The 24,948-nt window shown below is 67.5% G+C and carries 21 protein-coding genes and 1 pseudogene; 13 read left to right on the top strand and 9 right to left on the bottom strand.

Annotated elements, in window-relative coordinates; all coding sequences use genetic code 11:
- Positions 1 to 266 precede the first annotated feature (266 nt).
- On the top strand, positions 267 to 1,727 hold the full coding sequence (locus tag ACWW1C_RS16815) for an ATP-binding protein (protein ID WP_455979437.1): 1,461 nt from the start codon (positions 267 to 269) through the stop codon (positions 1,725 to 1,727).
- Positions 1,724 to 2,575, top strand: coding sequence for a patatin-like phospholipase family protein (locus ACWW1C_RS16810; RefSeq protein ID WP_455979436.1), 852 nt, complete (start codon positions 1,724 to 1,726; stop codon positions 2,573 to 2,575). Before ACWW1C_RS16815 ends, ACWW1C_RS16810 begins: the two co-directional genes overlap by 4 nt.
- A gap of 28 nt (positions 2,576 to 2,603) precedes the next feature.
- Here the strand turns inward: ACWW1C_RS16810 and ACWW1C_RS16805 are convergent.
- A pseudogene (locus ACWW1C_RS16805) lies at positions 2,604 to 3,347 on the bottom strand (hypothetical protein).
- A 36-nt stretch (positions 3,348 to 3,383) separates the two neighbouring features.
- On the opposite strand from ACWW1C_RS16805, the gene ilvA reads away from it, so the two are divergent.
- Positions 3,384 to 4,667 carry a threonine ammonia-lyase IlvA gene (gene ilvA, locus ACWW1C_RS16800; RefSeq protein ID WP_455979435.1) on the top strand — a complete coding sequence of 428 codons (1,284 nt, stop codon included), beginning with the start codon at positions 3,384 to 3,386 and terminating at the stop codon, positions 4,665 to 4,667.
- Here ilvA and treZ read toward each other — a convergent pair.
- Genes treZ through ACWW1C_RS16780 form a run of 4 tightly spaced genes read right to left on the bottom strand, consistent with a single transcriptional unit; the run spans position 4,664 to position 12,937 of the window.
- Positions 4,664 to 6,379, bottom strand: coding sequence for a malto-oligosyltrehalose trehalohydrolase (treZ, locus tag ACWW1C_RS16795; RefSeq protein ID WP_455979434.1), 1,716 nt, complete (start codon positions 6,377 to 6,379; stop codon positions 4,664 to 4,666). The genes ilvA and treZ overlap by 4 nt on opposite strands.
- Complete coding sequence (gene treY, locus ACWW1C_RS16790) at positions 6,372 to 8,639, bottom strand: malto-oligosyltrehalose synthase (RefSeq protein WP_455979433.1); 2,268 nt, start codon at positions 8,637 to 8,639, stop codon at positions 6,372 to 6,374. The genes treZ and treY overlap by 8 nt, the downstream gene beginning before the upstream one ends.
- Positions 8,640 to 8,644: 5 nt before the next feature.
- Complete coding sequence (glgX, locus tag ACWW1C_RS16785) at positions 8,645 to 10,768, bottom strand: glycogen debranching protein GlgX (RefSeq protein WP_455979432.1); 2,124 nt, start codon at positions 10,766 to 10,768, stop codon at positions 8,645 to 8,647.
- A gap of 9 nt (positions 10,769 to 10,777) precedes the next feature.
- Complete coding sequence (locus ACWW1C_RS16780) at positions 10,778 to 12,937, bottom strand: acyltransferase family protein (protein ID WP_455979431.1); 2,160 nt, start codon at positions 12,935 to 12,937, stop codon at positions 10,778 to 10,780.
- A gap of 112 nt (positions 12,938 to 13,049) precedes the next feature.
- Between ACWW1C_RS16780 and ACWW1C_RS16775 the strand changes: the two genes are divergently transcribed.
- The 4 genes from ACWW1C_RS16775 to ACWW1C_RS16760 are packed head-to-tail and all read left to right on the top strand — an operon-like array spanning position 13,050 to position 16,730.
- Complete coding sequence (locus tag ACWW1C_RS16775) at positions 13,050 to 14,351, top strand: adenosylmethionine--8-amino-7-oxononanoate transaminase (protein ID WP_455979430.1); 1,302 nt, start codon at positions 13,050 to 13,052, stop codon at positions 14,349 to 14,351.
- Between the two features lie 36 nt (positions 14,352 to 14,387).
- A complete protein-coding gene (locus ACWW1C_RS16770) occupies positions 14,388 to 15,530 on the top strand; it encodes an 8-amino-7-oxononanoate synthase (RefSeq protein ID WP_455979429.1) in 1,143 nt (380 codons plus the stop codon).
- Positions 15,527 to 16,219, top strand: a complete 693-nt coding sequence (gene bioD, locus ACWW1C_RS16765; RefSeq protein WP_455979428.1) for a dethiobiotin synthase — start codon at positions 15,527 to 15,529, stop codon at positions 16,217 to 16,219. Before ACWW1C_RS16770 ends, bioD begins: the two co-directional genes overlap by 4 nt.
- 1 nt (position 16,220) lies before the next feature.
- Positions 16,221 to 16,730 (top strand): 2'-5' RNA ligase family protein, encoded by a 510-nt coding sequence (locus ACWW1C_RS16760; RefSeq protein ID WP_455979427.1) that lies wholly within the window; start codon positions 16,221 to 16,223, stop codon positions 16,728 to 16,730.
- A gap of 183 nt (positions 16,731 to 16,913) precedes the next feature.
- Here the strand turns inward: ACWW1C_RS16760 and ACWW1C_RS16755 are convergent, their stop codons facing one another.
- A complete protein-coding gene (locus ACWW1C_RS16755; protein WP_455979426.1) occupies positions 16,914 to 17,501 on the bottom strand; it encodes a TetR family transcriptional regulator in 588 nt (195 codons plus the stop codon).
- Positions 17,502 to 17,562: 61 nt separating this feature from the next.
- Between ACWW1C_RS16755 and bioB the strand changes: the two genes are divergently transcribed.
- Genes bioB through ACWW1C_RS16740 form a run of 3 tightly spaced genes read left to right on the top strand, consistent with a single transcriptional unit; the run spans position 17,563 to position 19,498 of the window.
- Positions 17,563 to 18,570, top strand: coding sequence for a biotin synthase BioB (gene bioB, locus ACWW1C_RS16750; protein WP_455979425.1), 1,008 nt, complete (start codon positions 17,563 to 17,565; stop codon positions 18,568 to 18,570).
- Between the two features lie 11 nt (positions 18,571 to 18,581).
- The gene (gene bsaP / locus ACWW1C_RS16745; protein ID WP_020103208.1) at positions 18,582 to 18,821 is read left to right on the top strand and encodes a biotin synthase auxiliary protein BsaP; all 240 of its coding nucleotides are present in this window, start codon (positions 18,582 to 18,584) and stop codon (positions 18,819 to 18,821) included.
- On the top strand, positions 18,818 to 19,498 hold the full coding sequence (locus ACWW1C_RS16740; RefSeq protein WP_455979424.1) for a DUF2567 domain-containing protein: 681 nt from the start codon (positions 18,818 to 18,820) through the stop codon (positions 19,496 to 19,498). The genes bsaP and ACWW1C_RS16740 overlap by 4 nt, the downstream gene beginning before the upstream one ends.
- On the opposite strand, the gene ACWW1C_RS16735 is transcribed toward ACWW1C_RS16740, so the two are convergent.
- Together ACWW1C_RS16735 and ACWW1C_RS16730 are read right to left on the bottom strand one after the other, a co-directional pair.
- Positions 19,455 to 20,783, bottom strand: a complete 1,329-nt coding sequence (locus ACWW1C_RS16735) for a lipase family protein (protein ID WP_455979423.1) — start codon at positions 20,781 to 20,783, stop codon at positions 19,455 to 19,457. The genes ACWW1C_RS16740 and ACWW1C_RS16735 overlap by 44 nt on opposite strands.
- 87 nt (positions 20,784 to 20,870) lie before the next feature.
- Positions 20,871 to 21,563, bottom strand: a complete 693-nt coding sequence (locus ACWW1C_RS16730) for an NUDIX hydrolase (RefSeq protein ID WP_455979422.1) — start codon at positions 21,561 to 21,563, stop codon at positions 20,871 to 20,873.
- Between the two features lie 332 nt (positions 21,564 to 21,895).
- On the opposite strand from ACWW1C_RS16730, the gene ACWW1C_RS16725 reads away from it, so the two are divergent.
- Together ACWW1C_RS16725 and ACWW1C_RS16720 are read left to right on the top strand one after the other, a co-directional pair.
- The gene (locus tag ACWW1C_RS16725; protein WP_455979421.1) at positions 21,896 to 22,750 is read left to right on the top strand and encodes an ATP-grasp fold amidoligase family protein; all 855 of its coding nucleotides are present in this window, start codon (positions 21,896 to 21,898) and stop codon (positions 22,748 to 22,750) included.
- A 269-nt stretch (positions 22,751 to 23,019) separates the two neighbouring features.
- Complete coding sequence (locus tag ACWW1C_RS16720) at positions 23,020 to 23,703, top strand: hypothetical protein (RefSeq protein ID WP_455979420.1); 684 nt, start codon at positions 23,020 to 23,022, stop codon at positions 23,701 to 23,703.
- Positions 23,704 to 23,706: 3 nt separating this feature from the next.
- On the opposite strand, the gene ACWW1C_RS16715 is transcribed toward ACWW1C_RS16720, so the two are convergent.
- A complete protein-coding gene (locus tag ACWW1C_RS16715) occupies positions 23,707 to 23,868 on the bottom strand; it encodes a hypothetical protein (protein WP_455979419.1) in 162 nt (53 codons plus the stop codon).
- 48 nt (positions 23,869 to 23,916) lie between these two features.
- Between ACWW1C_RS16715 and nadA the strand changes: the two genes are divergently transcribed.
- On the top strand, positions 23,917 to 24,948 hold the full coding sequence (gene nadA / locus ACWW1C_RS16710; protein ID WP_455979418.1) for a quinolinate synthase NadA: 1,032 nt from the start codon (positions 23,917 to 23,919) through the stop codon (positions 24,946 to 24,948).

Here is a 24,948-nt window from a genome sequence, read left to right as displayed (position 1 = left end):
GAGAAGTTAAAGCCAGACCGCAGAACGCCTCTCGGCGGTAGGCCGCTCGTGGCGGCGAAATTTGGGGCCCGGGGTTACTGCGGCCTGGCGGTCTTCACTCTAGCCGATGTTCTGGGGTGGCGAGCAATTCAGTGACGGGCGGCACGGGCGTCGATGCCACCTGTTGGTGTAGGGGCAGGGCACATCGCTGTGGTGCTGGAGAACTCGTACGCGGATTGACCCGTATGACCGCAGCACATCGGCTCGGCGGGGCTTAGTGTGTCGGCGTGGGAAACGTCGGCGGTGGCCTGCAGCAGTGCTCACCAGAGGAACTGAAGGCACTGTTCCTCTTCGAGTCGTTGACGGATGAGCAGCTGGCGCAGCTCTGTCACGCCGGCCACATCGAGGTCTTCGGCCCGGGCTCGGTCATCACCGAAGGTGACCCCGTCACGCCGCTACGGGTCCTCATCGACGGCGAACTGGTGCTCTCGAAGCGTGCCGGTGGCAGGGAACTCGAGATCGATCGAACGTCGCAGCCCGGCGTCTATTTCGGTGCTCGGTCGGCGTTTAGTCCCGTCGGGCACGACCGGAACCGGTTCTCGGTGCGGGCCACGCGACCGAGTCGGTTTTTCGTCATGCCTGCCGGCGAGTTCGGCGACTTCGTCAAGACCCAGTTCCCGATGGCGGTCCACCTCATCGATGGGCTGGCGGAGACCGCGGAGAAGCAGCACCGGGTCGCCGACGAACGGGACCGGATGCTGGCACTCGGACAGCTCTCAGCCGGACTGACGCACGAACTCAACAACCCGGTGGCAGCCGTTGTCCGTGCCGCGACCGACCTGCGCAGCCGCTTGGATGCTCTCACGGTGCCGCTGATGGACGGCGAATTCGACAGCGCGGCACTGACTTTCCTGGCGGCGGCGCAGGCCGACGTGGTCGCGAAGGTGGCCGCCGCGCCCGAGCGGCCGCTGTCGGCGATGCGGGCGAGCGACCTGGAGGACGAGGTCTGTGAATGGTTGTCCAGTCGAGGTATCGCGGACGCCTGGGACATGGCGCCGACGTTCGTCGAGATCGGACTGGATTGTGCCTGGCTCGGACAGCTACTGCCGGGTGACCAGCAGCCGGACTGGGTGCCCCGTGCCATGAAGTGGCTACGGCACCGGGCCGAGGCCGAACTGCTGACGCATCAGGTCAATGATGCCGCACAGCGGATTTCGGGCCTGGTCGCCGACGTCAAGCAGTACACCCAGCTGAACAGCGCGCCGTTCCAGTTCGCGGCGGTCGACGCCCTGCTGACCAGTACCCTGCGAATGTTCGCCGGACGGATCGGCGCGGGTACTCCGGTAGAAGTGATCACAGACTTCGATCCGTCGACACCCGAATTGCTCTGTTATCCGGCCGAACTCAATCAGGCGTGGACGCACATCATCGAGAACGCGATCGACGCGATGCGACCGGCCGGCCCCGGGACGCTCACGGTGCGCAGCCGTTTCGAGGACGATGCGGTCCGGATCGAGATCAGTGACACCGGCACCGGGATTGCCGCCGACGTCAGCGGCCGCATCTTCGACCCGTTCTTCACCACCAAACCGCTCGGTGAAGGTACCGGCCTGGGCCTGCATCTGGCCCGGCAGATCGTCGTCAACAGGCACGGCGGGGAGTTGTTCGCGGTCTCTCAGCCGCGCGACACCACCTTTGTCATGCGGCTTCCGCTACGACCCGCGCCGGAGGACGGCGAACGACCATGACGACGGCGTTCGTGCTGTCCGGTGGCGGCAGCCTGGGGTCCATCCAGGTGGGCATGCTGCTGGGTCTGGCCGAGGCGGGCATCAAGCCGGATCTGATCGTCGGCACCTCTGTCGGTGCCCTCAACGGCGGGTGGATCGCCGGGCGGTCCGACCACGACGGGGCCCTGGCGCTGGCCGATCTGTGGCGGACCCTGTCCCGTCGCAAAGTGTTCCCGACCAGCCCGAGTATGGGGCTGCTCGGGTTTCTGGGGCGTCGGCCGCATCTGGTTTCCGACCTCGGGATCCGCAGTCTGTTGCAGCAGAATCTGCGTTTCCGGCGACTACAGGACGCGCCGACACCGCTGCACGTGGTGGCCACCGACGTGCTGTCCGGGCAGGACGTCCTGCTGTCTTCGGGTGACGCCGTCGACGCGATCGTCGCCAGCGCCGCCATCCCGGCGGTCCTGCCGCCGGTCCGGATCGGCGGACGCGATCTGGTCGACGGCGGCGTGGTGAACAACACACCGCTGTCGTATGCGGTGGAACTCGGCGCGACCGAGGTGTGGGTCCTGCCGACGGGCTACTCGTGCGCCATGCCACAACCACCGCGGGCCGCGTTGGCCATGGCGATGCACGCGTTCACCCTGGCGATCAACCGGCGGCTCGCCACCGACGTGGAACGGTTCGAAGGATTGGTCGAACTGCATGTGGTCCCGCCGCTGTGTCCGGTGCGGGTGTCGCCGGTCGACTTCTCCCACTCGGGCGACCTGATCGAACGGTCCCTCGAGTCGACGCGACGTTGGTTGCCGACCGCCCGTCCCGAGGTCGGGCAGGCCGAGTTGCTGGAACCGCATCGCGACTGCAGCTGAATCCGCCGTGCGCCTCGCGTGTGCGGGCCTACTTCAGTACGTTGACGGCGCGGGCGATGACGAGTGCGGTCGTCGAGATCGACACCATCGACTGCAGCGTCATCATCATCTTGGCCCACCGCGTCAGCGGCATGGTGTCGGTGGGGGAGAACGCCACGACGTTGGTGTAGCTCACGTACAGGTAGTCGACGAACGTTGGGCGCCAACCGGGTTCGGCGTTCTGCGGATCGCTCATCTGGGGGAACTGGAAGTCCGGATACGGGTCCTCGCCGGCCCGCCGGGCGAACGGCCCGCCGCGGTCCAGCTCCTAGAACCAGATGCCGAACACGATCACGTTGGTGATGAAGATCGCCGCGCCACTGCCCAGCAGTAGCCCGGCATTGTTGGAGACCTGGCCGGACAAGATGTGGATGTCGAGCACGATCGCCGACGTCGTGTTGTCGGCGGTGATGGCCGCGGTGAGCAGTCTCATCGCCCATTTGCCGACGGTGGTCTCGCGCGACATCCGCAACGGGTTGATGATCACCAGCACCACCACGAGCAGGAGTTCCAGGCCGATCAGCGGCCATCGGGGCACCACGGTGTACTGCTCGGGGACCGCCCACTGCAGTGTCACCGCGCCCAGGATCGCGAAGATCACGGGCAGCCGGTTCTCCGGGGCGCCGGGCCGCAGCCACGACGGCACGTGGTGTTCGGCACTGTGCGTCAGACGCTGAGCCCGCTCGACGAATGACCTGACCGCCGGGGGCAACGGTTGTGGAGTGGGGTCCATGCGCTCAGTTTTGCACCGAGATGACACCATTAGACGGTGTCTGCCGAGCTGAGCCAGGGAACCCACAGGACGTCGCCGCTTGCCGCGGCTGACATCGATGCGGCTGCCCGGCGAATTTCCTCGGTGGTGACCCGCACGCCGCTGCAGTACAGCGATCGGTTGTCGGCGCTGACCGGCGCCCAGGTCTACCTCAAGCGTGAAGACCTGCAGGCGGTGCGGTCCTACAAGCTGCGCGGCGCCTACAACCTGCTGATGCAGCTCTCCGACGAGGAGAAGGCCGCCGGCGTGGTGTGCTCGTCGGCGGGCAACCATGCCCAGGGATTCGCGCTGGCCTGCCGCTCGATGGGAGTGCACGGCCGCGTGTACGTCCCGGCGAAGACGCCCAAGCAGAAGCGCGACCGTATCCGCTACCACGGCGGCGACTTCATCGAGCTGATCGTCGGCGGCGCCACGTACGACCTGGCTGCCGCCGCGGCGCTCGAAGACGTCGCACGCACCGGCGCCACCCTGGTGCCGCCGTACGACGACCTGCGCACCATGGCCGGACAGGGCACCATCGCGGTCGAGATCCTCGATCAGCTGGACGTCGAACCCGACCTCGTCATCGTGCCGGTGGGCGGTGGCGGCTGCATCAGCGGCATCACCACCTACCTCACCGCGCACACCAAGGCGACTGCCGTGCTCGGTGCCGAGCCCGCCGGTGCGGCGTCGATGATCGCGGCACTCGCCAAGGGCGAGCCGGTGACGCTCGAGCATGTCGACCAGTTCGTCGACGGCGCTGCGGTGGCGCAGGCCGGGGCGCTGACCTACGCGGCGCTCGCGGCGGCCGGCGACATGGTGTCGGTGACGACGGTCGATGAGGGCGCGGTGTGCACCGCGATGCTCGACCTGTACCAGAACGAGGGCATCATCGCCGAGCCTGCGGGCGCACTGTCGGTCGCGGCGTTGATGGAGAACGGTGTCGAGGCCGGGTCGACGGTCGTCTGCCTGATCTCGGGCGGCAACAACGACGTCTCGCGCTACGGCGAGGTGCTCGAGCGGTCGCTGGTGCACCTGGGCCTCAAGCACTACTTCCTGGTGGACTTCCCGCAGGAGCCCGGCGCGCTGCGGCGGTTCCTGGACGAGGTGCTCGGGCCCAACGACGACATCACCTTGTTCGAATACGTGAAGCGCAACAACCGGGAGACCGGCGCGGCGCTGGTCGGCATCGAACTCGGTTCGGCCGCGGGCTTCGATGGGCTGCTGGACCGGATGCGCGATTCGGGCATCCACGTCGAGCCCTTGGAGCCGGGGTCGCCGGCGTACCGGTACTTGACCTAGATCCGGCGTAGCACCGCGAAGCTGTGGCCGGGCAGTGTTGTGGCGCCCGTTCCGATCTGCGGCTCGGCCGACGACAGCACCATCTCGCCGGTGACGGGTACCGCGACGGGCTGCTCGCCGAGATTGCACGCCACGGCGAATGCCCCGCGGTGCATGACGATCCAGCGGTCGGCTTCGTCGAACTCGACGTGTAGGTGGTCCAGCCGCGCGTCGGCGAAGTCGGGTTCGGTGCGCCGCAACGCAATCAGGTCGCGGTACAGCTGCAACAGCCGGGCGTGCTCGCCCCTGCCGGCCTCGTCCCAATTGAGTTTGGAGCGCTGGAACGTGGCGGGGTCTTGGGGATCGGGGATGTCGTCGGCGGCCCAGCCGTGGTCGGCGAACTCGGCCTTGCGGCCCTCCGCCGTCGCGCGCGCCAGTTCGGGTTCGGGATGTGCGCTGAAGAACTGGAACGGCGTCGAAGCGCCCCATTCCTCGCCCATGAAAAGCATTGCTGTATAAGGCGATCCGAGGACCAGCGCAGCTTTGACGGCAAGCTGTCCGAAATCGAGGTTCTGTGACGGCCGGTCGCCGATCGCGCGGTTGCCCACCTGATCGTGCGTGCAGGTATACGCGAGCAATCGGGTGGCCGGAATCTGCGTGGTATCCAGCGGCCGGCCATGCCGGCGGCGCCGGAACGACGAGTAAGTGCCGGCGTGGAAGAAGCCGCGGGCGAGCGTGGTGGCGAGCGTCTGCATCGAGCCGAAATCGGCGTAGTAGCCCTGTCGTTCGCCGGAGACCGCGGTGTGGATGGCATGGTGGATGTCGTCGTCCCATTGGGCGGCGAGGCCGTACCCGCCGTGATCGCGCGGGGTGACCAGGCGCGGGTCGTTGAGGTCGCTCTCGGCGATCAGCGACAACGGCCGGCCGAGTTCGGTTGCCAAGGCGTCGGTTTCGGTGGCCAGCTCTTCCAGTAGGTGCACGGCCGTGGTGTCGACCAGCGCGTGCACCGCGTCCAACCGCAGGCCGTCGATGCCGAAATCCCGCATCCAGCGCAGGGCACAGTCGATGATGTACCGGCGCACGGGGTCGGAGTCGGCGGCGGCGATGTTGATCGCCTCGCCCCACGGGGTCCGGCCCACCGTCAGGTACGGCCCGAACTTGGGCAGATAATTCCCTGACGGGCCAAGGTGGTTGAACACCGCGTCGAGCAGCACACCCAGGCCCCGCCGGTGGCAGCCATCGACGAAACGCACCAGACCCGAAGGGCCGCCGTAGGGTTCGTGCACCGCGTACCACAGCACACCGTCGTAGCCCCAGCCGTGATCCCCGCTGAAGGCGTTGACCGGCATCAGTTCCACGAAGTCGACACCGAGGTCGATCAGGTGGTCCAGTCGCTCGATGGCGGCGTCGAAGGTGCCGGCCGCGGTGAACGTGCCGACGTGCAGTTCGTAGATCACTGCGCCGTCGATGGCACGGCCGCTCCAGGGGGCCGGCGGGTTGGACGGCCACAGCTGCGAAAGCCCGTGCACGCCATCGGGTTGCCGCGGCGAACGGGGGTCGGGCAGCGGTTGGGAGCCGTCCAGGACGTAGCCGTACCAGGCATCGGCCGGTACGTCGGCGGTGACGCGCCACCAGCCGTCGCGGGCGCGGGTCATCGGGTATCTGCGCCCGTCGGCTTCGAGAGCGACGTCGTGCGGAGTGGGCGCCCAGACCGAGAATTCGTGGTCAGGCACGGGTTTTCTCCAGCAGCACACCGGGCAATTCGGCGAACAGCGCATCGGCGGTCACGGTCCCAGACCAGGTTCGCCCCGTCAGCCGGTCGGTCCAGTCGCCATCGGGCAGTGGGATGGCCGTGACGGCGCAAGCGGATTCGTCGAGCTTCAACGTCCACCGGGGCACGACCACCAGCACATCGCTGCCGCGCCGGAACGCGATCACGTGGTCGGCGGCAGGTCCGTCGGCGATAACGGGTGTGTAGTCACCTGACAGGTACGTGTCGGGCCGTTCCCGGCGTGACCGCAGCGCTGCCGCGACCACCCGGATCTTGGGGTGGCTCAGGGCGTCGAGCTCGCCCTGGCGGAGTACGAAATCAACCGGTCGACGGTTGTCCGGGTCCACCAGGCTGTCGTCGAACAGCTCGGTGCCCTGGTAGATGTCGGGTATGCCCGGCACTGTGAGGGCCAGCAGCTTCTGAGCCACCGCATCGCACCGCGCGGCCTCGTCGAGCTGTCCGACGAACGCGGTCACCTCATTGGCCACCGGCCCGTCGAGCAGGGCGTCGATCCAGTCGCGGACCGCATCTTCGAATTCCCGGTTCGGCTGCTCCCAGTCGGTGCGCAGCTCGGCTTCGCGGATCGCCTTCTCGGCATAGGCGTGCAGCCGTGCGCGGACGGTGTCGTCGACATCGCCGGCGGCCGGCCACACGCCGATGATGTTCTGCCACAGGAACAATCCGGTGCCCTCGTCAGGTGGTACACACACCGTGTTCCAGCGGCGGACGCGCTGCGCCCACAGCTCGGCGCACTGCGACAGCACCGTGATCCGGGCCCGCACATCCTCGCCGCGCTTGGTGTCGTGGGTGGACAGCGTCACCATGGCGGCGGGCCAGTCCCGTGCGCGTGCGGCGGCGCGCTGGTGGAACTCGGCGGTGCTCATACCGAAGCGTTCCGGAGTGCCGCCGACCTCGTTCAGCGACACCAGGCGGGCGTCGCGGTAGAACAGGGTGTCCTCGATCGCCTTGGCCGTCATCGCACCGCACAACTGCTGCAACCGGGACGCGGGTTCGGGCTGCTCCAGGGCCGTCACGATCAGCTGCAGAGCCGATGCCAGTTCTGGTGCCGCGCTGATGGTTTCGTTGATGGCTTCGGGCAGCGCCGCGGACAGGACGGCGTAGTCGGTGCGGTACACGCCGACGCGGCTGAGCAGTTGGGCGACGGCGGTCGGGAGCGCGGGATCGTCGCCCCCGGCGGCCCGCGCGATCGCACGACACAGCCGGGCCAGCTCGCTGGCCAGCGTCTCGGTAACGACCTTGATCTTGAGTTCCCGTTCGTCGCAGCGGGTTTCGCGGGCCAGGTTGGTCAGTGCGGCGGCCCCGTCGGGGTCGACGAAGAGCCCGCCGATCTCCCGAAGCACGTCGTAACCGGTGGTGCCCGCAATGGGCAGACCGGGGTCCAGCGGCTCGTCGGCGGCCAGGATCTTCTCGGCGACGATCCAGGCGCCGGGCCCGGCCAACTCGCGCAGCCGGGCGACATAGCCTGCCGGATCGGTCAGCCCGTCGATGTGGTCGACCCGCAACCCGTCCACCCGGCCCTCACGGAACCAGCGCCCGATCTCGGCGTGGCTGGCGTCGAACACGTCGGGATCCTCCTGGCGCACCGCCGCCAGTGAGGTGATGGAGAAGAACCGCCGGTAGCCGCAGAAACCGGACTGCCAGCCGGTCAATCGGTATGCCTGCCGGGCGTAGACCTCGGCGGCCGTGCCCGCGGCGGTGCCGGGCCGGATCGGCCAGGTCCGATCACCCAGCCGCAGCACGTCACCGTCGACGGCGAGATCGTCGACGTCGGAGTCGGAACCCAGCACCGGCAACACGATTCGGCCGTCGGGGTCCAGGTCCCAGTCGATGTCGAAGAAGCTGCCGAACCGCGATGCCCGGCCGTAGGTCAGGACGTCCCACCACCACGGATTCTGCTCGGGGTGTTCGACGCCGACGTGGTTCGGCACGATGTCGATGACCAGCCCCATGCCGCGCGCCCGCGCCGCCGCCGACAGCCGGGCAAAGCCCTCCGGCCCGCCCAGCTCCGCCGAGATCGCCGTCGGGTCGGTGACGTCGTAGCCGTGCGTCGATCCGGCCGCCGCGGTCAGCACCGGCGACAGGTAGAGGTGCGAGACACCCAGCTCGTCGAGGTAGGGCAGCAGCGCCAGCGCGTCGTCGAACGTCATTCCGTCGCTGCGCATTTGCAATCTGTACGTGGAGATAACAGGCAAGACCGGCATCGTGTTCACGCCGTCTTACGCAACACCAGCAGCGAACGGGCCTGCAGCGAGATCGTCTCGCCGGCTGCGGCCAACTGTTCGGTGTGGCCGTGCGGGTCCGCGGTGTCCAGGGCCGCCGCCCAACTCGCGCCGTAGTCCGGGCCGGGGATCACGAAGTCGAGCGCCTCGTCGTGGGCGTTGAAACACAACAGGAACGAGTCGTCGGTGACCCGCTCACCGCGCGCGTTGGGTTCGGGTATCGCGTCGCCGTTCAGGAACACCGAGATGCTCTTGCCGAAACCGGAATCCCAGTCCTCCAGCGTCATCTCTTCGCCCGCGGGGGTCAGCCACGCGATGTCGCGGACCTGCCCACTGCTGCGAACCGGCTGCCCGGCCAGGAACCGGCGCCGCCGGAAAACGGGATGCTTTCGCCGGAACGCCACCACGGTGCGGGTGAATTCCAGGAGTGCCGCGTTGGCGTCGCAACTGCTCCAGTCCATCCACGCCAGCGGGTTGTCCTGGCAGTACGCGTTGTTGTTGCCCTGCTGGGTGCGGCCGATCTCGTCGCCGTGGCTGATCATCGGGGTACCTTGCGACAACATCAGCGTGGCAAAAATGTTGCGCCGCTGTCGTTCCCGCAGTTCGATGATCTCGGGATCGTCGGTCGGGCCTTCGACGCCGCAGTTCCACGACCGGTTGTGGCTCTCGCCGTCCCGGTTGTCCTCGCCGTTGGCTTCGTTGTGCTTCTCGTTGTACGACACCAGGTCGGTCAGCGTGAAGCCGTCGTGGCAGGTGACGAAGTTGATGCTCGCGCTCGGCCGCCGGCCGGTGGCCTCGTACAAATCCGAGGAGCCGGTCAGCCGGGAGGCGAATTCGCCCAGGGTTGCGGGCTCGCCCCGCCAGTAATCGCGCACAGTGTCGCGGTATTTCCCGTTCCACTCGGTCCACAAACCTGGGAAATTGCCGACCTGGTAGCCGCCCTCGCCGACATCCCACGGCTCGGCGATGAGCTTCACCTGGCTGATCACCGGATCCTGTTGCACGAGATCGAAAAATGCCGAGAGCCGGTCCACGTCGTAGAACTCGCGGGCGAGCGTCGACGCGAGGTCGAAGCGGAAGCCGTCGACGTGCATCTCCAGAACCCAGTACCGCAGCGAATCCATGATCAGCTGCAGGGTGTGGGGATGACGGGCGTTGAGGCTGTTGCCGGTCCCGGTGAAATCCTTGTAGAGCGACGGGTCGTCGTCATCGAGCCGGTAGTACGCGGCGTTGTCGATGCCGCGGAAGTTCAGCGTCGGGCCGAGGTGGTTGCCTTCGGCGGTGTGGTTGTAGACGACATCCAGGATGACTTCGATGCCGGCTTCGTGGAACGACTTCACCATGGTCTTGAATTCGGCGACGGCGCTGCCGGCGTGCTGGTTCCACGAGTACTGGTAATGCGGTGCGAAGAAGCCGAACGTGTTGTAGCCCCAGTAGTTTCGCAGGCCGAGGTCCAGCAGCCGGTGGTCGTGCAGGAACTGGTGCACCGGCATCAGCTCGATCGCGGTGACGCCGAGGGATCGCAGATGCTCGATGATCGCCGGATGGGCGAGTCCGGCGTAGGTGCCGCGCAGCTCCTCGGGGATCGCCGGGTGCGTCTGCGTCATGCCCTTGACGTGAGCCTCGTAGATGACCGTCTCGTGGTACGGCGTGCGCAGCACCCGGTCGTTGTCCCAGTTGAAGAACGGGTTGATGACGACGCTGGTCATGGTGTGCCCCAACGAATCGACCCCGGGCGGCTCGCCGGTGGCGGACGGCGCCGACATGTCGTAGGAGTACAGCGCCTGGGTGAAGTCGAAGTCGCCGTGAAAGGACTTGCCGTAGGGATCGAGCAGCAGCTTGCTCGGATCGCAGCGGTGCCCGCCCGCCGGGTCCCACGGGCCGTAAACCCGGAATCCGTACCGTTGTCCGGGCGTCACCGCAGGCAGGTAGCAGTGCCAGACGTAGCTGTCGACCTCGTCGAGGTTTACTCGTTCCTCACTGCCGTCCTTTGCGATCAGGCACAGTTCGACGCGCTCGGCGACTTCGGAGAACAGCGAGAAATTGGTGCCGGAACCGTCATAGGTCGCACCGAGGGGATAGGCGCTACCCGGCCAGACGCCAACAACCATGAAGGCAGCTCACCACCAGCCGGTGGCAGCCCCGACCTGGCGGCCGAGTTCGGCGGTCATGGTGCGCATGTAGGTGGCGGACAGATGATGAGAGTCGTGGTACAGCAACACATTTCCCTCCACAGCGCGGCAGATGTCAGGGCGGCACACCGCGTCACTCATGTCGAGCGGTTTCAACAGTGGGAACTGCGCGACGAAATCGAGGGTCGGGTTGTGGTCGGACAGTACCTCGGAGCGGGCGATACCGCAGGACGTTGAATTTCCGCCGCTGGCAAGGCAGTCGGCGGGGAAGAACGGTTTACCGTCCCGCACCAGCCACGGGGTGTCGCGCATGGCCAGTATCGGGATGTTCGCATCGGACAGTCGCTGCCAGATGCCGATGTACGTGCCGGGCATGACGTCACCGGACTTGATGTTCCAGGGTCGCGTGGAGGTGGTGAAGACGAAGCTCGGGCGGTCGGCCACCAGCTTCGGCATGACCAGCTCGTTCCACTCGTAGCACTTCGGGTAGGGCCGGTTGTCGCCCATCACCAGTGGGTTGGGCTCGGTCGACAGCGGGCAACCCATCTTCAGATAGGTGACGACCTTGAAGTGGTAGCGCTTGCCGAGGATGTCGAGCGCGGTGATCCAGTGTTCGGCGTGCGAGCCGCCGGCCAGCGCGATGGTGCGGGCGGCGGCGGTGTCGCCGTACGAGCAGTTGCGAATGGACAGGTCGTCGAAGTCCGCGATACAGCTGTCGGCCGTCGTGGCCGGCACGTCGTCCTTGGCCTCGAGCACTGTCGGGCGGAACGGTAGCTTCGGCACCTTCAGGTGCCGAAGCAGCGAGCGCGCACCCGGATAGTCGACGGGGTTGAGGGTGGCGAGCTCCTTGCCGTTGGCCCGCTCGATGTTCATGTGCTCGCGCCAGGTGAACGCGGTGGCGGTGAGCGTCACACCCATCAAGGCGACGAGCGTGCCCAGCACCGCGGTCGGCCGCCGCAGCACCGCCCACCCGGCAGCACCGGATCCGGCCTTCGACGGCCGGCGCAGCGGGTTCTCGACGTAGCGGGTGGTGAGCCAGGCCAGCACCCCGGAGACCAGCAGCACGGCGGCGCCGTCGACGAAGTGGGCTCGGCTGTGGCCGCTGTAGGCAAGCCAGAAGATCAGCAGCGGCCAGTGCCAGAGATACAGCGAGTACGACATGGTGCCGAGCGACAGGAACGGCCCCGTGGCCAGCAGCCGGTTGGGTGCCGGTAGCCGGTCGGTGTGATTCGCGGCACTGAGGATGAACAGCATCGTCGCGCCGACCGGAACCAGCGCCCACGGCCCGGGGAATTCCCGCACACCGTCGATCAGGGCGCCACACGACAGGATGGCTGCCAGCGCGACCATCGACACCACGTTGCGCAGCCACATCGGCCACCGGACGGACGGCACCACCGCCCCGACGAGGGCGCCCAGCAGCAGCTCCCAGGCGCGCGCGAAGCTGTTGTAGTAGGCGCTGACCTGGTCGGCCTGGTGCGCGAAGATCGCGTAGACGAACGAGGCGACGGTCAGCACGCTGAGCAGCGCGATGAACGCGGGTCGCAGCCGATTGCCCAGCCGGCGCCGGCAGAGGTAAGCGAAGCCGAAGATCAGCGCCAGGAATGCGACGTAGAACTGCCCCTGAACCGACATCGACCACAGGTGCTGCAGCGGACTGACGGATTCGCCCGCCCGCAGGTAGTTCGACGCCGTCTCGGCGAGCTCCCAGTTCTGGTAATAGCCGAGGCTGGCCAGGCTCTGGTCGGCGAAGGTCTCCCAGCGTGTTTCGGGCTGGATCACGATGGTCAGCACCGCACCCGCGGCGAGGACCACGATCAGGGCGGGCAGCAGACGACGGACCAGGCGTCGCAGCTGCGGCCCGGGGGACAGCGGCGCGTCCGGCGTCAGCGCGATCCGGAGGAGTTTGCCGCCGAAGAAGAATCCGGACAGCGCCAGGAAGACGTCGACGCCGCCGGAGACCCGGCCGTACCAGACGTGAAATGCGGCGACCATGGCGATGGCGATGCCGCGCAGACCATCCAGGTCGTGGCGGTAGAACGCGTTCGGCGCGTTGCGCGCAGCGGCGTCCGCACCGCCGTCGGTGACGCGCGCGGCGTTGCCCGACCCGGGCGGCGACGCCGGCCGCGGTGCTGCAAGAGTCGTCATGGTCGGCTGTCAATCTACCCAAGATCCAAGCCGCGTTCATGTAGCGGCGAGTCGTCCGCGTGCTGAGTACGCCGGTTCCGGCGGGGTGGGACGCCGATTAGGCTCGGTCATCGTGCCAGCGCTCAACCCTGCCGAAATCTCGGCGATCGACACCGCCCACATCTGGCATCCGTACAGCACAATCGGCGTGGAGGCTTTGCCGGCGGTGGTTGCCACCGAGGCGCACGGCATCATGTTGACCCTCATCCATGAGGGTCGACCGGTGCAGGTCATCGACGCGATGAGTTCGTGGTGGACGGCGGTGCACGGGCATGGACATCCGGTGCTCGACGCCGCGATCACGCGACAGCTGAGCCGGATGAACCACGTCATGTTCGGCGGCCTCACCCACGAGCCCGCGGCACGGTTGGCGCAGCTGCTCGTGGAGATCACCCCGGCCGGCCTGGATACGGTCTTCTTCTCGGACTCCGGTTCGGTCTCGGTCGAGGTCGCCGCGAAGATGGCGCTGCAGTACCAGCGCAGCCTCGGCCGTCCCGGCCGGCACAAGCTGATGACGTGGCGCGGCGGCTATCACGGCGACACTTTCACCCCGATGAGCGTCTGCGATCCCGACGGCGGCATGCACTCGATCTGGACCGACGTCCTGATGCCCCAGATCTTCGCGCCGCGCGTACCGACGGAATTCGACCCGGCCTATGTCGAGGCTTTCGAGGCGCAGCTGGCCGCGCACGTCGACGAGCTCGCGGCCGTCATCGTCGAGCCTGTGGTCCAGGGCGCGGGGGGTATGCGGTTCCACGACCCGCGTTACCTGACGGCGCTGCGTGACATCTGTACCCGTCATGACGTGCTGCTGATCTTCGACGAGATCGCGACCGGTTTCGGGCGGACGGGCGAGCTGTTCGCCGCGGACCACGCCGGCGTCAGCCCCGACATCATGTGTGTCGGCAAGGCGCTGACCGGCGGTTATGTGACGCTGGCGGCGACCCTGTGCACCGCCGAGATCGCGCGGGTGATCAGTTCCGGCGAGCCGGGCGCGCTCATGCACGGGCCGACGTTCATGGCCAACGCGCTGGCGTGCGCGGTGTCGGTGGCGGCCGTCGAACTGCTGCTGAGTGGGAACTGGAAAGCACAGGTGGCGGCCATCTCGGACGGGCTGCGGCGCGGGCTGGCGCCGGCGGCGGAGCTGCCGTCGGTGGCCGACGTGCGGGTGCTGGGCGCCATCGGCGTCGTCGAGATGAAGGAGCCCTTGAACATGGCCGGCATGTCCACTGCCACCGTCACCGCGATCGAACACGGGCTGTGGCTGCGCCCCTTCGGCAAGCTGGTGTACGTCATGCCGCCGTTCATCTGCACACCGGCAGAGATCGACCGGATCACCTCTGGTGTGGTCGCCGTCGCCCGTGCGTTAACCTGAACACCGTTCAATAGCCTTGGAGTCAGGAGCGCGCCGATGACGGATCACTCGCCGCTGGCCTGGCTCGCCGATGTCGAACGCAAGCGCCGGGCCGCGGGCCTGCGCCGGTCACTACGGGTCCGGCCCGCGGTGGCCACCGAACTGGACCTGGCGTCCAACGACTATCTCGGCCTCTCGCAGCATCCCGACGTCATCGCGGGCGGCGTGACGGCGCTGCACACCTGGGGCGCGGGCTCCGGCGGTTCGCGCCTGGTAACCGGCAACACCGAACTGCACGAGGACTTCGAGGCCGAGCTGGCCGGCTTCATGGGCGCCGAGTCGGCGCTGGTGTTCTCGTCCGGCTACACCGCCAACATCGGTGCGGTGGCCGCGCTGTCGGGGCCGGGCTCGCTGGTCGTGTCCGACGCCTACAGCCACGCCTCGCTGGTGGACGCCTGTCGCCTGTCCAGGGCGCGCGTGGTGGTGTCCCCGCACAACGACGTCGGCGCCGTCGAGACCGCGCTCGTCAGCCGGTCCGAGGAACGCGCCGTGGTGATCACCGATTCGGTGTTCTCCACCGACGGTGCCCTGGCCCCGCTGCGCGCCCTGCACGAGGTGTGCCGCCGGCACGGCGCGCTGCTGATCGTCGACGAGGCCCACGGCCTGGGTGTGCGCGGTACCGGTGGCCGCGGCCTGGTGCACGAGGTCGGTCTGGCCGGCGAACCCGACATCGTGGTGACGACGACGTTGTCCAAGTCGCTCGGCAGCCAGGGTGGTGCGGTGCTCGGCCCCGCCGCGGTGCGCGCCCACCTCATCGATGCCGCACGCACTTTCATCTTCGATACCGGTCTGGCTCCTGCTGCCGTCGGCGCCGCTCAAGCTGCGCTGCAGGTCCTCATCGCCGAGCCGTGGCGGGCGCAGGCCGTGCTGACCCACGCTGCGACGCTGGCGCGGTTCGGCGGCGCCGTCGACACGCCTGATTCCGCTGTCGTGTCGGTGATCTTGGGTGACCCCGAGATCGCGCTGGCCGCGGCGTCGGCCTGCCTGGACCGCGGGGTTCGTGTCGGTTGCTTCCGGCCCCCGTCGGTGCCGGCCGGCACGTCGCGTTTGCGCCTGACGGCGCGCGCGTCACTCGACGACACCGAATTGGATTTGGCCGGGCGGGTTCTCGGCGAGGTGCTCGCGCTGGTGCAGTCGTGACGCTGCTGCTGGTCGCCGGGACTGATACCGGCGTCGGCAAGACCATCGCCACCGCGGCGCTGGCCTGCGCCGCGCGGCAGGCCGGTCTGGACGTCACGGTGTGCAAGGCGGTGCAGACCGGCATCTCGCCGGCTGCCGGCCACGGTGACGACGATCTGGCCGAGGTGGGACGCCTGGCAAGCGTCGATTCGCTCGTGCCGGGCTGGCGCTATCCCGAGCCGCTGGCGCCCGTCGCGGCGGCCGAACTCGCCGGGATGACGCTGCCGTCGCGCGACGACTTGCTCGGTCTGATCCGGAATGTCGATCGCGCCGGCCAGCTGACCCTGGTGGAAGGTGCCGGGGGACTGCTCGTCCAGCTCGGCGCCGACGGTACGACGCTGCGGGACCTGGCCGTCGAACTCGGGGCGGAGGTCCTGGTCGTCGTCGCGCCGGGTCTGGGCACCCTCAACCACACGGGCCTGACGGTCGAGTCGCTGGCGGCGCACGGCATCGCGTGCGCCGGACTGGTGATCGGCAGCTGGCCGCAGGAGCCCGGGCTCGCGGAGACGTCCAATCGGGGTGCGCTCGAGGACATCGCCGCCGTGCGCGCCGTGCTGCCGGACGGCGCCGGTCGCTTCTCGCCCCGGGATTTCGCCACCATGAGTGCGAAAGCGTTTGATCCGCAATGGGTTTCGAGCCTGGTCGGCTGACATGGTGCACTCGGTCGAGCTGCTGTTCGACCTCGACACCGAGGCCTTGATCAGACGCGCCTGGGACGAGTTGCGCGACAACGGAATTGCCGCTCCACCGCCCTCGGCGCGCCCGCACGCCACCTTGACCGTCGCGGACCAGATCGATGACGCCGTTCTGCCTGCGCTGGCCGGTCTCGCCGGGCGGTTTCCGTTCCGGGTCCACGTCGGGGCGGCCCTGGTGTTCGGACGAAAAGCCGCGATCCTGACCCGCCTGGTGGTGCCCAGCATCGAATTGCTCGACCTGCACGCCGAGGTCTGCCGGCTCAGTGCGCCGTACCTGCGGCCGGGCCCCATGCCGCACACCGAACCGGGCGACTGGACGCCACACGTCACCCTGGCGCGCCATGTCCCGGCGGACCGGCTCGCCCGCGCATTCGGCGTCGCCGGCCGGCCTGCCGAGATCAGCGCGACCGCCAGTGGGCTGCGACTGTGGAACGGTAACGAGCGCACAGAGATTCAGCTCAGCTGACTCGCCCCCGTTGGTGCAGAGAGCACAGGCCTGGCCTGGATCTCCCTGGGTTCATCACGGGGCATCGGCACCCACACTTATTGAAGCCAGGGACTGTAGCAGGCTGTCAGGCGTCCCTGAGTGCAAAAACCATCGCCACATCCGTACCGTGATCGCAACCACGTACTTGCTGGGGCGCGTCACTCAGTCGCGCCGGCTGATGGCGTGCGCCGCGAGCCCGTCGACCAGCAGGTCCAGGCCGAAAGTGAAACGGCCGCCGGCATTTTCGGTCCACACGGTGTCGCCACCGGCGACTTTCGCGCCGGCCGCGTCCCATTGGATGCGGGATTGCTCGTCGGCGGTGAAGCCCAATACGTAGTAGACGATGGTGCGAGCCGCGAGGTCGGCATCGTGCGCGGTGAGTCCCGATTCGACGCACGCGTCGGTGAGGGCCGCCACGATGCGGCTCAGCTCGGCTGATCGGCCGGCGGAGAAACTCGCTGAGACCAGTTCGGCGCCGTCGGTCGCGGACAGCAGCGCGTCGCGCAACGACGAGCACAGGGCCACGATGCGGTCGGGCCACGCGCCGGTGACCGTGACGGCGGCGGCGGTCGCCAGCAGCCGATCGGCGACAGCGCCCAGGAGCTCTTGCTTGTCGGCGAAATGCCAGTACAGCGCGCCGGGGCTGACGCTCAGTTCACGCGCCAGCCTGCGCATGGTCAGGTCGGCGATCCCGTAGTTGTCCAGGATCTCGGCGGCCTTGGCCACCACGTCGCTTCGGTGCAGTTGCACGTCTGTATCCTAAACACCGTTCAAGTTGTAGGCCGCAGTCGGCCTGGAGTAAGGAGTGCCGATGACTCAGGCCACGACCGATGTATTGGGTGTAGCCCGCGAGCAGGTGCTCGAGCGTGGCGAAGGCCTCACCCAGGAACAGGTGCTCGAGGTTCTGCAGCTGCCCGACGACCGACTGGAAGACCTGCTGGCCCTCGCGCACGACGTGCGCATGAAGTGGTGCGGTCCCGAGGTCGAGGTTGAGGGCATCATCAGCCTCAAGACCGGCGGCTGCCCCGAGGACTGCCACTTCTGTTCGCAGTCGGGACTTTTCGCCTCGCCGGTGCGCAGCGCCTGGCTGGATGTCCCGAGCCTCGTCGAGGCCGCGAAGCAGACCGCCAAGACCGGTGCCACCGAGTTCTGCATCGTCGCCGCGGTGCGCGGGCCCGACGAGCGTCTGCTCGCCCAGGTGGCCGCCGGCATCGAAGCCATCCGCAATGAGGTCGACATCCAGATCGCGTGCTCGCTGGGCATGCTCGACCAGGAGCAGGTCGACCGGCTCAAGGCCATGGGTGTGCACCGCTACAACCACAACCTGGAGACCTCGAAGTCGTACTTCCCCAACGTCGTCACCACCCACACCTGGGAAGAGCGCTGGAAGACGCTGGAAATGGTCCGCGAGGCCGGCATGGAGGTCTGCTGCGGCGGCATCCTCGGCATGGGCGAGACCTTGGAGCAGCGTGCGGAGTTCGCCGCCAACCTGGCCGAGCTCAACCCGCACGAGGTGCCCCTGAACTTCCTCAACCCGCGCCCGGGCACCCCGTTCGGTGACCTCGAGGTGCTGCCGGCCGCCGACGCGCTGCGCGCCGTCGCCGCGTTCCGTCTGGCCATGCCGCGCACCATGCTCCGGTTCGCCGGTGGTCGCGAGATCACCCTCGGCGACCTCGGCGCCAAGCAGGGCATCCTCGGTGGCATCAACGCCGTCATCGTCGGCAACTACCTGACGACGCTGGGTCGCCCCGCGGAGTCCGATCTGGAACTGCTGGACGATCTGCAGATGCCGATCAAGGCTCTGAACGCCACCCTGTAGAACTGAACGTGATGACCAGAGAATTGCCCGCACCTGTCAGTGCCGGCAAGTTCAACGTGTACACCGGTGTCGCGGCCGACGCCGTCGACGGCGCCGTCATGCCGACCACGGCGCAGCTCGGTCTGGAGGCACCCCGGTGGTGCGCCGAATGCGGCCGGCGCATGGTGGTGCAGGTGCGCCCCGACGGTTGGTGGGCCAAGTGCTCGCGGCACGGGGTGGTGGACTCGAAGGACCTGGAGACCCAGCGGTGACTGACGGCGTCGAACGCGCCAAAACTCTTGAGCGGCCGAAGCTTTCGCGTGGTGCCGCGGCGCTGCGGGTCGTCGTCGGCCTGACGCTGACGGGCGCGCTCGGTGGCGTGCTGTGGGCGTTTCTCGCCCCGCCCGTCGATGCGGTCGTCGCGTTGACCAAGAAGGGTCAGCGCATTCACGGGTACTTCGGCGACGAGTCGGACCGGGTTTTCCTGGGCGGTGCGCTGGCCGTCGGCCTGCTGACGGTGATCGCCGTGGTGTCCGCGACGGCGGTGTGGCAGTGGCGGGCGCATCGCGGACCGGTCCTGGCCGGCGCGCTGGCGCTCGGCAATGTGGCCGCCGCGGGCGCATTCGCCGGCGTCGGCGCCGTCGTCGCTCATTGGCGTTACGGGACGCCCGATCTCGCGGGTGCGCCGCTGTCTCCCGAGCACCGGGTGGGCTACCTCGTCGAGGCGCCGCCGGTGTTCTTCGGCCATTCGCCGTGGATCATCGCGACGACATTGTGCTTTCCGGCCGGCATCGCCGCGCTGGTGTATCTGTTCTGCACGCTGGCGACCAGGCGCGACGATCTCGGTGCGTGGCCACGGGTGGAGCCGGCGCCTGTCCGGCTACCGGCCACCGTCGCTCCTGCGGCTACCGACGTCCAATCGGAAGTCCCAGCAGAACCTTCGTGCTGACCACGCCCAGCTTGAGCAAGCCGAGGTAGGTCGCCGGGTTCAGCAGGGCCGGCCACGAGGTACGTACGGTCGGGCCGAGCGGCTTGCCGTCGAATCGCTCGGCGAGCCAGTTCAGCGCCATCGGCGCAGCCAGCGGGTGCAGCGCGATGTGCTCGCTGAGGATGTCGCGGTGGTAGGTCACATGCGAGCCACCCATGACGTAGGTGTCGGTGAGTTCATCGATGTTCCCGACGGCGATGATCTGGTCGTACACGGCCTGCATGATCAGCAGCGGCGGGGTCGGCGCGGTCTTGCCGAGCTTGATGCTCTCGAAGACGTGCTGCACCTCCGGGGTGTCCAGCACCTCCTGCAACGGCGACTTCAGCAGGCTGTCGAAGTCCAGTCCGGCGTGCCGGAAGACTGCCTCGGCGGTCGTCATGCCCTCGATGTTGCGCAGCATGGCTTTACCGGCTTCGGTGGCGTGCTCATGGATGACGCGCTTGAGGCCGGGGTAGATGTGCATGAGCGCCGCGATCACGGTGGCGGGCAGGCCTGCCTTGGCGGTGCCGTTGAGCTGGCGGAACACCTCGGCCAGGTCGCCGACGGGGGAGCCGAGAGCAGCACCGACGACGTTGAGCTCGGGTGCGTAGTTGGCGCACTCCTCAGCCGCCCAGGCGCTGGCGAGTCCGCCGCCCGAGTAGCCCCACAGGCCGATCGGCGCGTCGGCGTAGAGGCCGAGGGACTCGGTGTTGATGGCGGCGCGCAGGCCATCGAGGATGTGGTACCCGGGCTCGTGCGGGGCGCCCCAGATGCCGTCGGTGCCTTCGTGATCCGGGATGGACACGGCCCAGCCCTGCGCGAGGACGGCGGCCACGAGCACGTATTCGAGCTGTGCGACCGAGCCGAGGGCCCGGGCGCGGCGCCGCAGCGCGTAGGACGGGAAGCAGGCGTCGGAGACCGCGTCGATGGCGCACTGATAGGACACGATGGGGCAGCGGGTGTCCGGGGTGTGGCCGACGGGCAGCAGGACCGTGGTCACCGCGGCTTGCGCGCTCCCGTTGAGGTCGGTGCTGCGATAGAGCAACTGGGTGGCGGTGACGCCCTGGGGGATGGCGCCCATGAACCCGAGTTCGACGTCGCGTGACCGCAGGACGGTGCCGGGTGCGGTCAGTTCGAAGCCGACGGGCGGCACGTAGAACGTGTCCTCGCTGGGCCGCAGTGGGCGGATGCCGGATCGGAGTTCCTCGTGGTACGGCTGGCCGATCCACTCGGCGTCGAACGCCCTGGCTGCATTGCCCATGGTCATCGGGAAATCATGTCTTAAGGAACCCTTAAAAACCAATTCTGGCTCGCAAAATGTGGCCGGAAAGTGACCTACGTCACGGCCCGTAGGTTAACCAGGTGGGCGTAGCGCGGCGAACTCGTCCGTAACCCGGTATGTCGAGTCGGTGAATCGGTAGAGCGCGGCGGGGCGACCGCCGCTGCGTCCGGAGCGGGCCGTCGTGCCGGTCGGGGTGATGACGCCGCGCCGGGCGAGCACGCGCTGCAGATTGGTCGGGTCCACCTGGTGTCCCAACGTGGCGGCATAGATGTCCCGCAGGGTGGTGAGAGTGAATTCCTTTGGCGCCAGGGCGAATCCGATGTTGGTGTACGACATCTTGGCCACCAGCCGGGTGTGGGCATGGGTGATCATCGGGCCGTGGTCGAAGGCCATGGGCGGCAGCGCCGACACCGGATGCCAGCGGGTGTCGCTCGGCAGCTCGGGTGTCGCCGGGGAGGGCACCAGGCCCAGGAAGGTCGAAGCGATGGTGCGCGGGCCGGGCACACGTTTGGGTTCGGAGAAGACGGCGAGCTGTTCGAGATGGGTCAGCTGACGCAGGTCGACTTTCTCGGCCAGTTGGCGCCGGACCGAACTGACCATGTCTTCGTCGTGCCGTAGCTGACCGCCCGGCAGGGACCATGCGCCACGTTGCGGCTCCATGGCGCGTTCCCAGAGTAGGACGCTGAGCTGCGGTCTTTTGCTGTCGAGGGCTCGCACCTGGAACACGACGGCGAGCACTTCGTGTGCAGTACCCACATCCGTCACGTTTTCGATTTTAAGTCGAAAACGTGGGAGATCAAAAGCGGCCGGCGGGGGAAGTGGATTGCAGGTCGTCGGGGATTGCTGTCGGTCGAACGGATGAATTGCAGCAAACTATTGAAAGTGTCAAACAGGTTAAAACAATACTGCTATATTGCTGTGACTTACCTGAAAGTACTGATCACGAGGCATGAATCGCCGTCGCGGGGCGGTTTCGCACTGGCCGCTCTCTCATTCTGCTGACAGGTAGCAACGAAAATATATTGTCGGGGGTAGGAACTGGAATGGCGCTTAGGTACAGGAGGACGCCCGCGTGGTTGGTGCCCGCTCGTCGCTGGATGATCGACATGATTCCGAAGCGGCTGATGCGCCGCGTGCTGTATCGGACAGTGATGGGGACAACCGGCAACTTCGCCGATCCGCAGACATTCAACGAGAAGGTGAACTGGCGCATCCTGCACGACAGGCGGGATCGAATCGTCAAAGCCTGCGACAAGATGTGGATGAAGGAGATGGCCCGGGAGGCGTACCGGGGCGCGGATTTGCGCATCGCGAAGACCTTGTGGTCGGGCACCGACCTGCGGGACGCCCCCGACCTGGCGACGCTGCCGCCGTGGGTGCTCAAACCCAACCACAGCAGCGGACATGCATTGTTCGGTCCGGACTCGGCCGTGAATCTGCCTGAGCTCCTGAAGAACACGGAAACCTGGCTGCACGAGACGCCGATGGAGCTCGGGGAATGGGGCTACAGCCAAGCCCGTCCTTCGCTGCTCATCGAGGAACGCATTCCGACATCGGACGGCAAGCCACCGACGGACTACAAGTTCTTCGTTTTCGACGGCCGGATCGAGCTGATTCAGGTCAATCGCGGCCGATTCGGCAAGAATCTGACCGCCACCTTCCTGGACGCCGAGTGGCGACAGTTTCCGGTGCGCCAAGGCGACCGACTGGTCGTCGATGAGCCGCGCCCCCAGGAGCTGGAAAAGATGTCTGATATCGCCCGTGCCCTCGGCGCGGGCTGGGATTTCATTCGCATTGACCTCTACGCCGTCGATGGCGATGTGTGGTTCGGGGAATACACGCCCTATCCCGGCAGTGGACTGTTGCCATACAAGCCCATGAGTTTCGATCTCGAGCAGGGCATGCTCTGGAAATTGCCGACGCTGGACGAGGTTCAGCCCGGTCGCCCGTAGGCGTCGGCAGGAAGAAAGTCCGCCCCGCCGTTAGACTCACGCTCGAATGCAGCAACTCTTCGTGTTCGTCCCGCGGGGAAAGGCCGGTGGGCGTCATGCGCAATATGGGCATTCTGCCAACGGATCCGCTCGGGTGGGTATGCACCCTCGCGGAGCTGGGCGCACTTGCTCCGCGACTACTTGTGAGAAACCTCAGGTCAGATGAGCTGGTCGTCGGCGCTGCTGCCGCAAACGTGTCGTTGACGAGTTACGGCAAGCGGATTTCCACGGTGTGGCAAACAATCGAGACCATCGGTGCCGGTACCGTCAAGCCGCGCCGGCTGATCCTGTGGCTGGATGACCACGACGCGTACCTCGATCCGCCGGCAACATTGAGACGATTGCAAGCACGCGGGCTGGAAATTCGTTATTGCCGCGACTACGGACCGCACAAGAAGTACTTCCCGTATCTCAGCGAGATACTGCCGGACGAACCCGCCCGCACTCTGGTCACGGCGGACGATGACGTCTACTACCCGCCCACCTGGCTCGCCGAGCTGCTCGCCGCACACCGGCCCGGCGAGGTCACCGCTTTCCGTGCGCGTATCCGCGGCGACGGCCCGTACCGCACCTGGCCGATGTGCACCACGACCGAGGCCTCTGAAACGGTGTTTGCGACGGGCGTATCGGGCGTCGCCTACCCGCCGGAACTGCTTGGGGCGCTACGGGACCGGGGCGAAGCGTTCGCTCAGGTGTGCCCCCGCGCGGACGATTACTGGCTGCACTACGCCGCCGTGTCCATGGGAATCCCGGTCCGCCAGGTGCGCGACGTCGCGGCGTACTTCTGGCCCATCGTGCTGGTCGCCAGTCGGGGACTGTGGGACGGCAGCGGAACCGCGAATGACGCCATCGCCGTCCGGACGCGACAGACCTGGCAGAACTACCGGAATCGCTCCGAGTCCGCCGCTGAGTGAGGTTCAGCCGGGCCGGTCGCCGCCGTCTTTGCTGGTCGAGCGGGTCGGCGTGGTGATCACCTGGCCATGGGAGTGCGGCTCGAAGCGGGCCGGCAGCCACGCACTGCGCCTTTGCCTGCGGTACACGAAGGTGAACATTTCGTGTGCAGTGCTAGTATGTGGCATGTTTTCGATCATAAGTCGAAAACCTGGCCAGGTTCAAAGGAGACGGCCATGACGGTTCTGGACCGCACCATCGAGCCCGAAGGCTCGGACTGGATTGCCGCGTACGGCAACGTGGTCGCCGACGCGCAGTGGGCGGACGAAGTGCGCCGCCTTGCCAAGGAACGCAACGCCACAATCCTCGCGCACAATTACCAGCTGCCCGAGATTCAGGACATCGCCGACCACGTGGGCGACTCGCTGGCGCTGTCGCGCATCGCCGCGGACGCCGCCGAGGACACGATCGTGTTCTGCGGCGTGCATTTCATGGCCGAGACCGCCAAAATCCTCTCGCCGGCCAAGACCGTGCTGATCCCGGACCAGCGGGCGGGCTGCTCGCTGGCCGATTCGATCACCGCCGACGACCTGCGGGCCTGGAAGGCCGACTACCCGGACGCGGTCGTGGTGTCCTACGTGAACACCACCGCGGCCGTCAAAGCACTGACCGACATCTGCTGCACGTCGTCCAACGCCGTCGAGGTCGTCGCCTCGATCCCCGCGGACAAGACCGTGCTGTTCTGCCCGGACCAGTTCCTCGGCGCGCACGTACGCCGGATGACCGGACGGGACAACCTGCACATCTGGGCCGGGGAATGCCACGTGCACGCCGGCATCAACGGTGACGAACTCGCCGACCAGGCCCGCTCGCACCCCGACGCCGAACTGTTCGTGCACCCCGAATGCGGTTGCGCCACCTCGGCGCTGTATCTGGCGGGCGAGGGTGCCGTGCCCGACGACCGGGTCAAGATCCTGTCGACCGGCGGCATGCTCGACGCCGCCCGCGCGACCCAGGCCAAGCAGGTCCTGGTCGCCACCGAGATCGGCATGCTGCACCAGTTGCGCCGTGCCGCACCGGAAACCGAGTTTCTCGCCGTCAACGATCGGGCCTCCTGCCCCTACATGAAGATGATCACACCGGCCGCGCTGCTGCGCTGCCTGCGCGACGGTGCCGACGAAGTTCACGTCGACGAAGATGTCGCGGCCGCAGCTCGGTTGAGCGTGCAGCGCATGATCGGGATCGGGCAGCCCGGCGGCGGGGAGTAG

It is taken from the genome of Mycobacterium sp. HM-7, assembly GCF_053852335.1.
The sequence above is the reverse complement of the archived record's forward strand: the minus strand, read 5'-3'. Positions and strand labels throughout refer to the sequence as shown.